The organism is Metabacillus sp. GQ13 (assembly GCF_059758525.1).
The window spans coordinates 251,300-263,720 of sequence record NZ_JCAXET010000003.1; the positions used below are offsets into that span (position 1 = coordinate 251,300).

General features: G+C 34.5%; 11 protein-coding genes and 1 pseudogene. 4 read left to right on the plus strand and 8 right to left on the minus strand.

Going from position 1 to position 12,421, the window contains the following annotated elements; all coding sequences use genetic code 11:
* Positions 1-54: 54 nt before the first annotated feature.
* A complete protein-coding gene (dnaE, locus tag AC6CHR_RS05085) occupies positions 55-3,414 on the minus strand; it encodes a DNA polymerase III subunit alpha (protein WP_498247431.1) in 3,360 nt (1,119 codons plus the stop codon).
* A 452-nt stretch (positions 3,415-3,866) separates the two neighbouring features.
* Between dnaE and ytrH the strand changes: the two genes are divergently transcribed.
* The 3 genes from ytrH (at position 3,867) to AC6CHR_RS05100 (ending at position 5,243) form a co-directional block, all read left to right on the plus strand.
* Positions 3,867-4,202 (plus strand): sporulation membrane protein YtrH, encoded by a 336-nt coding sequence (ytrH, locus tag AC6CHR_RS05090; RefSeq protein WP_498247432.1) that lies wholly within the window; start codon positions 3,867-3,869, stop codon positions 4,200-4,202.
* A complete protein-coding gene (gene ytrI / locus AC6CHR_RS05095; protein ID WP_498247433.1) occupies positions 4,199-4,702 on the plus strand; it encodes a sporulation membrane protein YtrI in 504 nt (167 codons plus the stop codon). Before ytrH ends, ytrI begins: the two co-directional genes overlap by 4 nt.
* 355 nt (positions 4,703-5,057) lie before the next feature.
* Entirely contained in the window at positions 5,058-5,243 is a 186-nt protein-coding gene (locus tag AC6CHR_RS05100) for a YtzJ family protein (RefSeq protein WP_498247434.1), read from the plus strand.
* Positions 5,244-5,596: 353 nt separating this feature from the next.
* Here the strand turns inward: AC6CHR_RS05100 and AC6CHR_RS05105 are convergent, their stop codons facing one another.
* Entirely contained in the window at positions 5,597-6,535 is a 939-nt protein-coding gene (locus AC6CHR_RS05105; RefSeq protein ID WP_498247435.1) for a DHH family phosphoesterase, read from the minus strand.
* Between the two features lie 282 nt (positions 6,536-6,817).
* Here AC6CHR_RS05105 and AC6CHR_RS05110 point away from each other — a divergent pair, with 282 nt between their 5' ends.
* Complete coding sequence (locus AC6CHR_RS05110) at positions 6,818-7,111, plus strand: YtpI family protein (protein ID WP_498247436.1); 294 nt, start codon at positions 6,818-6,820, stop codon at positions 7,109-7,111.
* 80 nt (positions 7,112-7,191) lie between these two features.
* Here AC6CHR_RS05110 and AC6CHR_RS05115 read toward each other — a convergent pair whose 3' ends face one another.
* The 6 genes and pseudogenes from AC6CHR_RS05115 to AC6CHR_RS05140 form a co-directional block, all read right to left on the minus strand.
* On the minus strand, positions 7,192-8,508 hold the full coding sequence (locus tag AC6CHR_RS05115; protein WP_498247437.1) for a DRTGG domain-containing protein: 1,317 nt from the start codon (positions 8,506-8,508) through the stop codon (positions 7,192-7,194).
* Between the two features lie 471 nt (positions 8,509-8,979).
* On the minus strand, positions 8,980-9,213 hold the full coding sequence (locus tag AC6CHR_RS05120) for a hypothetical protein (protein ID WP_498247439.1): 234 nt from the start codon (positions 9,211-9,213) through the stop codon (positions 8,980-8,982).
* Positions 9,214-9,518: 305 nt separating this feature from the next.
* Positions 9,519-9,743, minus strand: a pseudogene (locus AC6CHR_RS05125) (metal-dependent hydrolase); the annotation flags it as partial.
* A gap of 186 nt (positions 9,744-9,929) precedes the next feature.
* A complete protein-coding gene (ald, locus tag AC6CHR_RS05130) occupies positions 9,930-11,051 on the minus strand; it encodes an alanine dehydrogenase (RefSeq protein WP_498247440.1) in 1,122 nt (373 codons plus the stop codon).
* Between the two features lie 130 nt (positions 11,052-11,181).
* A complete protein-coding gene (locus tag AC6CHR_RS05135; RefSeq protein ID WP_498247516.1) occupies positions 11,182-11,943 on the minus strand; it encodes an SDR family oxidoreductase in 762 nt (253 codons plus the stop codon).
* A 314-nt stretch (positions 11,944-12,257) separates the two neighbouring features.
* Positions 12,258-12,419, minus strand: coding sequence for a hypothetical protein (locus tag AC6CHR_RS05140; RefSeq protein WP_498247441.1), 162 nt, complete (start codon positions 12,417-12,419; stop codon positions 12,258-12,260).
* Positions 12,420-12,421 lie beyond the last annotated feature (2 nt).

The window sequence follows — 12,421 nt, forward strand, 5'->3', positions numbered from 1 at the left end:
AGTTAGGTTTGCATAAAGAGTTGCTTAATAAGAGTCTGACTCTTTTGTATTAAGTCAGACTCTTCTCAACACTACATTTTCTTTGCCAAGTAATTTTTCTAATTTGCCAATACATTCGTCAGTTGGAGAGATAAAATTCTCCCTTTGAAGTTTTACCGTCTTTTTATCGATTTCATAATAAAGAAAGACTGGAGTCTCTCCTGGAAAATCACTTAAATACGCCTTCACCTCTAAGAGTCTTTGCGGGTCCATCAACTGTTTACCTATTTTTATAAATAACTTTGTATGATTATCTGGTAATTCGCCAGGTTTTACAACTTTCTGTACGATAAATTGAATCTTGTCCTGGCGCATTTCTACCTTTCCCTCAAATAAAAAAATATTGCCCGACATCATCGTTTCAGTAAACTTTGCATAGGTTTGTGGAAACATTACTATATCTACTTCTCCTGTTTCATCACCAACTTCTATAAAAGCCATTACTTCGCCTTTTTTAGTTCGTATTGTTCGACTTTTTAAAATCATTGCACCTATAGTTGCCTTTTTATCAATGTTATTACCCAACTCCGAAATCGGACTCGCTGATGATAATTTCATTTGCTCACGATAAAGTTCGACAGGATGACTCGATAAATAAAAACCTAGTGCTTCTTTTTCAAATCTTAATTTCTCCTTGACTTTGAATGGTTCTATTTCAATATATTTAGGCATAAGTGTAAACTCTTCGTCTATAAATAAATCGTATTGATTATCATCTGTGGGCGATATTAAGTCAGCATGTTCAATGGCAACATCTAAACTAGCAAGCAATGTAGCACGATCTACACCAAATTCATCCATAGCTCCGGAGAAAATCAACTGTTCCATAACCCGTCGATTAATTACTTTCATTGATACTCTGATACAAAAATCAAATAAATCTGTATACCGTTTCTTCTTTCTGGCATGGAAGATTTCCTTTACTGCATTTACACCAACATTTTTAATTGATGCTAAACTAAAACGTATACTATTATCTTCTACTAAAAAGGGATAAGCACTATTGTTTACAGAAGGTGGCAGGACATTTATCCCTTTTTGTTTTGTTTCCCGTAAATACTGTGAAACCTTTTCGTCATTACCACTCACACTTGTTAACAGCGCAGTCATAAAGTATAAAGGATAATTTGCTTTTAGATATGCCAACTGATATGCGATCATACTATAAGCAACCGCATGGCTCCTATTAAAACCATAGTTGGAGAATTTAACTATTAAATCATAGATGTTGTTTGCGATCAGGTCATTATAACCCTTTACCTTACACCCACTGACAAAATGCTCTCGTTCTTCATCTAAAATTTCTTTCTTCTTTTTACTAACTGCTCTTCGTAACAAATCTGCTTCTCCTAAAGTAAATCCAGCTATAGTTGAAGCAATTTCCATTATTTGTTCTTGGTAAACGATAACTCCATAGGTCGAATGTAAGATCGGTTCCAGGTCTTGGTGAATATAGTCGATAGAACTCCGCTTATGCTTTCGATCTATATATAATGGGATATTTTCCATTGGACCAGGGCGATACAATGCATTCACTGCAACGATATCTTCCAGACTAGTCGGTTTAAGACGTTTTAATACACTTCTCATGCCCTCTGATTCCAATTGGAAAACTCCAGTAGTATCACCCTTAGCAAGAAGGTCAAATGTCTTCGCATTATCTAAAGGTATTCGTGCTAAATCAACAGAGTACCCTTCACCATGTTCAATTAATTTGATAATATTTTCTAGCAATGATAAATTTCGTAATCCAAGAAAGTCCATCTTTAAAAGTCCTAAGTCTTCTAAAAAGTCCATTGAAAATTGAGTTAAGTAAACATCCTGCTGACCTTTTTGGATTGGAATTATATTTGTTAATGGCTGATTACTTAAAACAACACCTGCAGCATGGGTTGATACGTGTCTTGGAAGCCCCTCTATTTTTAATGCAGTATCAATAATCTTTTTATATAATTCATTTTCTTCAATTGACTTTTGTAATACTTTTGATTCCTTTATTGCTTGTGTAAGCGTCGTCCCAGGTCGAGTTGAGATTTGTTTAGAAAGAATATCCGTTTCCTTAGGTGTTGCCCCCATTACTCTGCCAACATCACGAATAGCAGCTTTAGCAGCCAATGTACCAAAAGTAATAATTTGAGCTACATGTAGTTTTCCATATTTTTTTGCTACATAATCGATTACCGCTTCCCGTTTTACATCAGGTAAATCAATATCGATATCTGGCATCGAAATTCGTTCAGGATTTAAAAAACGTTCAAACAGAAGACGATGTTCAATAGGGTCTACATTTGTAATGTTTAACACATATGAGACAAGTGAACCTGCTGCAGATCCACGACCTGGACCAGTTAATATCCCCTGTATATGTGCATACCTCATAAAATCCCATACTATTAAAAAGTAATCACTGAAATTCATTCTTTTGATCACACTTAACTCATAACTGAGTCTATCTTTATAGATATTTCCGGGATTAGCAAATCGCTCTTGCAATCCATTTAAACAAAGCTGTTCTAAATAATCACTTGCACTCTCTTGGTTCGGAGTAGGAAACTTTGGTAAGTGAGTTACTCCTAATGCAAGATCAACATTACATCGATCTGCGATACGTAACGTATTTTCTAAGGCATCCGGATATAGCTCAAAAAGTGAAACCATTTCCTGTGGTGACTTTAAAAAATATTCATTTGGAGTATGTAAGTCCATGTTATCGTCTGAAAACTTTTCACCATTTTTTATAGCCACTAAACACTTTTGCGCAAAAAAATCATTTTTTTCTATATAGACGACATCGTTCGTTGCAACAACAGGGATATCCATTTCTTCACTTAGTGTAATGAAGTGATTAAGAAGGGAATTGTCCTCGGTTGAAAGGTGATTTTGAATTCCTAGAAAGAAAGAATCCACACCAAAAATTGATTGATATTTTCTAGTTAGCTCTCGTGCTTTATCCAATTTTTCCTCAAGGACATGTTTTTCGATAATTCCATCAGAGCCTGGAGTAATGGCAATAAGTCCCTGACTATAACTCCTTAACCATCTTTCCGGAAGACCTTCAGAGGATTTTGTTTGAACGGCACTACTAATCTTTAATAAATTTTGATAGCCATTATTATTTTCAGCTAAAAGTAAAAGTGGAGTAGCTTTTCCCTCAAATTGTTCATCAACGACATTTATAGTCATACCAATAATTGGCTTAATCCCATGTTGCTTGCAGAGCTTGTAAAAAGCAACCGTTCCATACAAGACCTGATCGTCAGTCAAAGCTAAGGCTTTGTATTTTAGAGATTTTGCTTTCATTACAAGCTTATCAAGCTTTGCAGCACTCGATAAAAGGCTGTATGCACTTTTTACCTGAAGATGAACGAAAGGCATTCGATGTACCTCCTTTCTTTTTTTGTGATCTAAATATCAGGCTGATTTTGCATCAGTTGTATCGCAGAGATTACCTATCCATTAATTGAAATCTCTCTTGTCCAAATCATTCCTTTTATAATTACTTTCATATAAGTTCTTTAATCATTTTTAAAACGGTGATCGTAATCTACTCATCTGTCCTTCTTTATTATATTCCTAGAATTTTCTCGATACAAATAGAAAAGCATTCTTATATAAGATTGCTTGAATATAGAGGCAGTTTTTGTTAATTTTTTTCATAGATGGAAACACTTAAGTTTCTAGATCATCGGGCTGTTTTCTTGTTACATACTTTTAGAAAACAGCCAATAAAAAAGTAGCTATCCTCCGAACTATTTGCTTTTCTCTTTCAAAAGAAAACATACTTAAAATAGGTCGTCCATATACTCAATAGTAGGAGAGTGATAGACATGGACAACGAAGCATTTATTCCTGCATTTATTCATAGCTTTTTTATAGCTTTAGGAGTCATTTTAGGTGGGACACTGATTGGCGCGATTGGAGCGTTTTTGGCAGGCGAACCTCCTTTAACTAAAATGTTTGAATTTGCCAACCGCTTAAAAATATGGGCACTTGTTGCTGCGATTGGTGGTACCTTTGATGCATTTTACAGCTTTGAACGTGGTATTTTTCAAGGTGAAACTCGAGATATAGTAAAACAAGTTCTATTAATTCTATCTGGGATGGGCGGAGCACAAACAGGTTGGATTCTTATACAGTGGCTAACACAGGAGCATACATCATGAGAGTTCCATCAAATCATCGGTTACCAACATGGCAACGTTTTTTCGCAGGAACTGCAATTGGAGCAATAATAAGCTGGGTTGTATTTTTATTTATTTTTGGTGTAATTCAAGAAAAACATCGAACAATTATTGATGAACAAAAACTAATCATTCAAGATTTAGAAAACAATATTAAAATTTATCAAGAAGAATATACAAAATTAAATAAGGAAGCCAAACATCAAATGACTGTACAAAGTATTGATGTTCATGTAACAAACGGTGAAAAATTTCTTTTTCAAAAGTTCAGGATTAAAAACATTGAAGAAGAAATAAAGGAAGAATTATCCGATTTACTTGCCAAGGATATGGAAAGTGTATATTCGAATTATAAATTGATCGAAAAAACGATCGAGAACAAAAGGTTCAAGTTTGAAGGGAAAGAATACCAACTAGAGATGACAAAGTTAATGTTATTTACAACAATTTCTATTGAATTAGAACTATCTCTTTCAAAATAATTTAAATTTATTTTGCAAACAAAATTAATCGCTATTTCAGTTATTATCAGGTAAAATATAATTAGAAATAAATGGGATTACCTTATGGATCAATTAATGTAATCCCCTAAGATTGTGCTTAAAAATGACCTTACCTCAAATTGATGTCGGACATCTTTCTTTTGTCTCTTTTCTAAATTTTTTGTTACTTTTAGACAGGAAGAATCAGCAGATGGTTTTTTCCATTTATTTAATGGGGTTCTATTTAGGTATTTTCATAAGAGTACATTATAAGAGCGACCACTCTCGGAAAATTGCCTAAGAGAAAAGAACTATGCCTTTAAATGAACCTACACCTAAAATGGAGGGGATTAAATTGTATATATTCAATTCAAGAAAACTTGCTCAAGAAAAAATAGAACATATAAAAAATGGTTTTTCTGCATATGTCGAATCTCCCGAGCTAGCGAATCTTATTAAGAAGGAAATTAAAGTATTGAATCTCGATGTATATGAGGATTCTACTGACATAGGATTCTGGTTTATTCCAAATCGCAGTTAAGTAAGCGCTATTAATACTTCCACCTAATAACGTCATTTAAATGACTCTACGATATGATCTAACTATTGGTAGTACACCTCATTCATTCATTCCAAATGTTCTTTTCTAAGAGTTTGTTTATTGCTTTTAAACTTATAAAAATCTGATTTTAGAATTTTATTGTTCAACTGATTCGAGAAAGGAAATTTTAGCGAAAACAGCCTTTCAAAAATAATGGTTCGGACATATCACAATGAATGCCGAACCAATTTATAATTAATTCACCAGAGGAAGTTCCTTAGTAACTCAAGAGTTAAACTGTGGAACCCTATTGCAATTAAAGCCTAGGCATGATTCATTCTATTGTTTCTTGCCTAATTATCTTGACAAAGCTCTTCAAGATCTTTTAGAACTTGTTCTGCTTCTTCCCAGCTATATACAGAAGCACCAGAGGCGAGTGGATGCCCACCTCCATTATACTTTTTGGCTAACCCATTTATAACTAACGATTTTGACCGTAATCTAACCCTAATCTGATTTTCTTCTTCAACAAAAAACACCCATGACTTAACGCCTTCAATGTCTCCAAGGATACTTATAAGTTGGGATGCTTCTGAAGGGGTAACTTCATACTCATCTAACATTTCTTTTGAAATTTCCATGCAAGCTGCACCTGATGAAGTTAAAGTGAAATTTTGCAATACGTATCCACTTAGCTTTGCTACATTTCGTTTCGTTTTGTATAATTCATCATACAATGGTGAAAACTCTATGCCCTCAGAAATTAAAGCACTAGCATAACGAAATGTTTTTTCTGTTGTACTAGGGAATAAAAATCTTCCAGTATCCCCGACAATACCTGCATATAATAATTGTGCTGCCTTTTTAGATAATACAAATCCTTGATCTTTGCCTGCTAAATATAGTTCATAAATCATTTCACTTGATGCACTAGCCGATGTATCTACCCAAAGAAGATCTCCGTATTTGTCATCGTTAGGATGATGATCTATTTTTATTAGCTTTTTACCTTTTTTATAACGTTGATCACTAACCCGAGCCTGATTCGCTGTATCACAAACAATGACTAATGCATCTTGATAAACTTCATCTTTTACTACATCCATTTTATATAAGAATTCCAATGATGTTTCACTTTCACCTACAACCAGAATTTTCTTTTTTGGGTAGGTTGCTTTTAAAATTTCTGCCAAGCCACATTGGGAACCATAAGCATCTGGGTCAGGACGAACGTGACGGTGGATAATAATGGTTTCACTTTGACGAATTTCGTCTATTATTTGTTGTTTCATAATAGTCTCCTTTTATGGTCTTTTAAATTATTAAATCATAAAAATGTTTAATTATGGTTCTTTTTTAAAAAAATAATGTGTATTTATGTAATTTTCTCCAGATTTCTTTCTGTTACACTTAATAACTTAGAAAAATCTGTCACAACAAACTTTTAGAAAAGAGCCACTTTAAAACATCTGATTTACATACAATTCACTTTAAGACATGTTAAAATAGTATGGATCAATTATTTTCGTTTTTAACTTTAATGATCTATTATTTGTAGTGGAGGGTTTATTCTTATGCCAGTATTGGTTGTAATCATTGTTATTTCTCTAGCCTTCTATATTTATTATAAGGCAAAAGCTTATAGATCGAAAAAACCAATTGTAAAACAATGGATCTCAGCAAAGTCTAGTATAACACTAGGAATATTTGTTGCTGCATTTGGACTAAATCAATTGTTTATTTATCGATCTAGCTTATCGATAATTGTAGGGGGTATTTTTCTCCTCATTGGCATTGGTAGTAGTTGGGCTGGTTACCGTGCGTACAAGCATTATTTACCCCAAGTAGTAAAAGAGGCTCAGAATTAAGCTTTTCGGCTAAATCTGGTTAACAAAAGAACAAACTTTTAGAATAGGGCCAACTAAAAAGAGGCAACTGTATGCCTCTTTTATCTTTCAATTAATTGGACCATCATCATTGCTTTACCAACAACAATCCCCTCGCTATATGCTTCAACTTCAACTTTCCCAAACTTTCTTCCAACCTCTAGTATTTTAGGTTGTAGTTCAAGCATCGTCTCCATTTGAACAGGCTTGATAAAGTATATAGTGATATTTTCTACAACAATATCACCCTTCTTTTGTGCTCTTAAATAACGATTAACGGCTTCAATGACAAGTGTTGTAAATACACCATACGAGATTGTTCCAAGATGATTAGTCATTTGTGGACTTACCTCACAACGGAATATACTACTCCGCTTTGATACATCGTCAATAGTAAGAAACTGATTTGTCACGATATCATCTAGCTTTTCACCTATTTGAGGCTGCCGTTGAATCATCTGCAGTGCTTTTAACACATCCTGGCGACTAATCATTCCTTGAAGGCGATTTTGTTGATCAGCTACTGGTAGTACTTCAATTCCTTCCCAAACCATCATTTGTGCTGCTGAGGCAACGGATGTTTTTCCAATTACAGTGATCGGGTTTTTCGTCATAACCTTTTCAATTATTGTTGAATGATCATATCCAATAATATCCTTTGATGTAATGATTCCCTGCACTTTAAGATTTTGGTCGACAACGGGAAAACGACTATGTCCGGTTTCATAGTTATGCTGGTACCAAGTAGCTATGTTATCACTGGTCTTTAAATAAATCGTACTAGCGATAGGCGTTAAAATATCCTCTACCTGAACAATTTCCTTTTTAATTAACTGATCATAAATCGCTCGATTTATCATTGTACCTACTGTGAAAGTATCATAGCTGGTTGAGATAATCGGTAATTCTAGCTCATCAGCAAGTTTTTTTACACTTTCATCTGTATCAAAGCCACCAGTAATTAAGACTGCTGCACCCGCCTCTAATGCGAATTGATGTGCATTTGTACGATTTCCGACGATTAGCAGGTTTCCAGCACCAGTATAGCGCATCATCGCATCTAGCTTCATAGCTCCAATTACAAATTTATTTAACGTTTTATGTAATCCTGTCCGTCCACCTAATACATGACCATCGACAATATTGACAACTTCGGCATACGTCAGCTTTTCGAAATTTTCCTTTTTCTTTGTTTCAATTCTAATTGTTCCTACCCGTTCAATTGTTGATACAAAACCTTTATTCTCTGCTTCCTTTATCGCTCGATAAGCGGTTCCTTCACTAACATTAATCTCTTTAGCAATTTGGCGAACAGATATTTTCTCTCCAACTGGAAGTAAGTTTATATATTGTAAAATTTGCTCATGCTTAGTCGCCAAGCTTCATCACCCTTTTTGAATTCCACGCTTTTTATACATATGTATATCTTCTTTATTATAAGGGTGCTACAAATTTATATCAACGCACCATTTCACGATGCATTATTTATAATTAAAGGCTATTTTCTCAAAGTTTGTTGTTTATCGTACAAAGTAAATGTTTCGCTAAATTACTCTGATACCCATATGGAGATTGCTTGAATTTACATCATAAAAATCCAAAAGTCGATTTTTATTAGTACCAGAACAATAAAATTTTAGAAGAGATCCTAATTAAAATATTTATAAAATAACTGAATACATAGCAGTTTACAGCTAACTCTTTATTCAATTTTCTGCATTCATCTAGCTGGACAACTCATGTATGAAAACAAGTCGCCCAGCTTTTGGAGTTTAAATTAAGTCAGAATAAGCTTGTATTATATTTCAAGTTTTTGAGAATACTTGAATAGACTTACTTTAGGGGACCACTTAGTTATCACGTGAGTATGTTTTCTTATTTTTGTATACATTTAATTTTTTAGTTTGTATTTGCCTTTTTGGACGATAAAGATACTGAGTGAAATTACCACCAATTACAAAAATCGCCAAACAAATCCAACTCATGACAAAAACAGTTTGCATTTGTTCACCAGAAAGTGAAATTTGCTGTAATCCGAAATAAAGCATCGTAAGTGCAAGGAGTGCGTAGAGTAAATTCTTCAAATGTCTTCATCCTTTCAACATGATTGTTACAGAATATGCTTGTACCTAACAAAAAAGAAGCGGATTTAAAAATCATCCACTTCTAAATTCCATATAAAGTTTCGCTATTTTGTAAAGATTCTCATCGTTTTCTAAGATAATACTAAGAAAGCAACATATATCTTGACCCAAATAACCAATTTTTCTCCCACTATCAATGGTATCCCTACCCCCGCCGATAGTTTATCTGTCAATTCTTGAGGATCTTGTTTAATTGTAGGTAATGTATCGGTACCACCCTCTAAGCTTTGAACATCTTGCTACATCTAAAGAGCATCCTCAATACTCATTGTTAAATTATCTCCAATTGGTAAGATGGCTAAATCGATACCAATTCTTTCTCCTATCATCTTCATATCAGAAAACAATCCTGTATCTCCCGAATGGTTAATTGTCAGTCCATCAGTTGTTAAAAGAACTCCAGATGGCATCCCAGTATACACAACATTCCCATTGTTTGCTTTATAGCTTGACCCATGAAAAGCTTGTGTTAACTTAACTTTCCCAAAATCAAATTAAAAAGCACTCCCTATGTTCATGGGATGAATATTGATATTATTTCTTCTTATGTAAACAGCTAACTCATGTGGTGCAATAACCATTACATTATTTTTCTTTGCTATTTCCTCTGTGGAGGATCTACTCTATTTTTTAGTTAGGTTAAAACAGCTGCCTTTTTATATACCAAGAAGTAATGTCCGTGCATCTGAATACGCAAGACCATGAGCATAAGCCACTGCCTCGTACGTAACAAAACCATTTAATGTATTAATTCCCTTTAGCAAAGCCTCATTTTCTAGGCATGCCTTTTTATAACCCTTTGAAGCTATTTGAACTGCATATGGAACCGTGACATTTGTTAGTGCAAACGTTGAAGTACGAGGTACAGCACCTGGCATGTTTGCGACAGCATAATGGAGGACGCCATGCTTTATATAAGTTGGATTATCATGGGTAGTCACTTTGTCAGTCGTTTCAAAAATCCCACCTTGGTCAATTGCAATATCAACAATTACTGATCCATTAGCCATTGACAGTACAACATCTTCAGTAACAAGCTTGGGTGCTCTTGCACCTGGAATTAATACAGCTCCTATAACTAAATCAGCTTCACGGACTGATTCTGAAATATTATAAGGATTAGACATAAGAGTTGATATATCTCTCTCAAATATGTCATCAAGCTGTCTTAAACGGTCAGGATTCACGTCCAGAATTGTTACCTCTGCACCAAGCCCAATCGCTATTTTCGCTGCATTTGTACCGGCAACTCCACCACCAATGATTGTCACTTTCCCCCGTTTAGTACCAGGTACTCCCGCTAACAGTATTCCTTTACCACCCTTTGGTTTCTCTAAAAATTGCGCTCCAATTTGTGAAGCCATTCGTCCTGCAACTTCACTCATAGGTGTTAGTAGTGGTAAAGAACCATTTGGAAGTTGAACTGTTTCATACGCTATAGCAATTACTTTGTGATCAATTAATGCAACTGTTAACTCTGGCTCTGGAGCAAGATGTAAATATGTAAATAAAATCAAGCCTTCCCGAAAAAAACAATATTCTTCTTTTATTGGCTCCTTAACCTTCATAACCATATCCATTGCCCAAGCCTGTTCGGCCGTATCGACCATTTTCCCACCTGCATCGATATACTGTTCATCTGAAAATCCTGAACCATTCCCTGCACCTTTTTGAATATAAACTTCATGCCCCGCCATCACTAGGTGATGAGTACCTGCGGGTGTCATGGCGATTCGATTCTCGTTGTTTTTAATTTCAGCAGGGACACCAATTTTCATAGTAATTCCTCCTCTTTATTAATCAACAGTGATAAGTTACTCATACTCAGTTTAGGTTTACCAAAGGATTCTATTCTATTACTCACTAAGATGATTTTGAAGGTAATTGTCACAATAATTTCTGGTCACATTAGCTAGTAAACCGATTGATCACATTGGCTCCTCCTGTAATATCAATAATAGAACCAGTAATCATATCTGAATTTTCCTCACATAGAAAGGCAATAGCTCTCGCAATATCTTCACCAGTACCTGAACGTCCAATAGGTGTTTGTTGATCATTCATTTTTCTGGAGTCATTTATCGTCGCTTCTTTCATTTCACCCACAATATTTCCCGGGCAAATCATATTTGCAGTGATACCATATTCTGCTTCTTCTATACTAATTGTTTTGGTTAATGATACTAACCCTACCTTTGCTGCACTAAAAGCTGAACGATGTAACCACCCTGGAGATGAATCAGCACCTTGAAAACCATATGTAATAATACGTCCATATCTTTGATTCCTCATAATAGGAACCACCTTTTTAAACAAATGGAACACAGAGCTTAAGTTTCCTTCAATCATTTGGTACCATTCTTCATCGGTATAATCTGCTAGTTTTTTTCTTTCAAATATGTATGGCCCTGCATTATTAATTAAGCAATCTATTCGCCCAAAACGGGAGAAAGAAAGATCGATCATATTGGACAAATCCTCTTTTTTTGTCACATCTCCTTTCACAAAAAAGAGACGGTCTAAAATATGTGAATACGTTTCTTTTAACTCTTCAATCGAGCTACTATCTGTTCGATAGTTGATCGTAACCGAGAAACCTTTTCTTAAAAATTCCTCCGTTACTTTTTTCCCCAATCCTTTAGATCCTGCCGTAATAAGAGCATGTCGCATCATACTGTCCCTCCCATCTTGTCCCTATCTTCATTAGAACAAATGGCTGCTACACATAACATCATCTCTTACTCTTAGAAAAAGAAAGAGCCTAGTATTATGTGCATCATATCCACTATATGATCTTGTACTTGAGGCCTTTTAAACTTCAGTTTGGTTGACTCTAATTCTATTGTGCTAATAATATAATCATTTTACAATAAACTTGTTTCGAAACTTGTAATTTCTTGTTACATTCTAATAAATTTTTAGTGAAAGGTTTTAGAATGTAAAAAAAGAGCTGACTTTTATGAAAGTCAGCTCTTTTTTTCATATTAATCTTCCTTCAATAACTCAATATGTTCTTGAAGGAAATTTTGTTCATACTGTTGCTCTACGACTCCACTTGAATAAGAATCAGTTATTTGTTTCATCGTCTCTTGTTCGCCTAGATGATCATAATAATAAGTTTGTCTTGTTACTCTCTTTTCTTTCACAA

What these genes read in the sequence shown, in the direction of transcription:
- AC6CHR_RS05105 (WP_498247435.1), bottom strand. Translation starts at nt 6,535, where the DNA reads ATGAAACAACAAATAATAGACGAAATTCGTCAAAGTGAAACCATTATT.
- AC6CHR_RS05110 (WP_498247436.1), top strand. Translation starts at nt 6,818, where the DNA reads ATGCCAGTATTGGTTGTAATCATTGTTATTTCTCTAGCCTTCTATATT.
- ald (WP_498247440.1), bottom strand. Translation starts at nt 11,051, where the DNA reads ATGAAAATTGGTGTCCCTGCTGAAATTAAAAACAACGAGAATCGAATC.
- AC6CHR_RS05135 (WP_498247516.1), bottom strand. Translation starts at nt 11,943, where the DNA reads ATGCGACATGCTCTTATTACGGCAGGATCTAAAGGATTGGGGAAAAAA.
- ytrI (WP_498247433.1), top strand. Translation starts at nt 4,199, where the DNA reads ATGAGAGTTCCATCAAATCATCGGTTACCAACATGGCAACGTTTTTTC.
- dnaE (WP_498247431.1), bottom strand. Translation starts at nt 3,414, where the DNA reads ATGCCTTTCGTTCATCTTCAGGTAAAAAGTGCATACAGCCTTTTATCG.
- ytrH (WP_498247432.1), top strand. Translation starts at nt 3,867, where the DNA reads ATGGACAACGAAGCATTTATTCCTGCATTTATTCATAGCTTTTTTATA.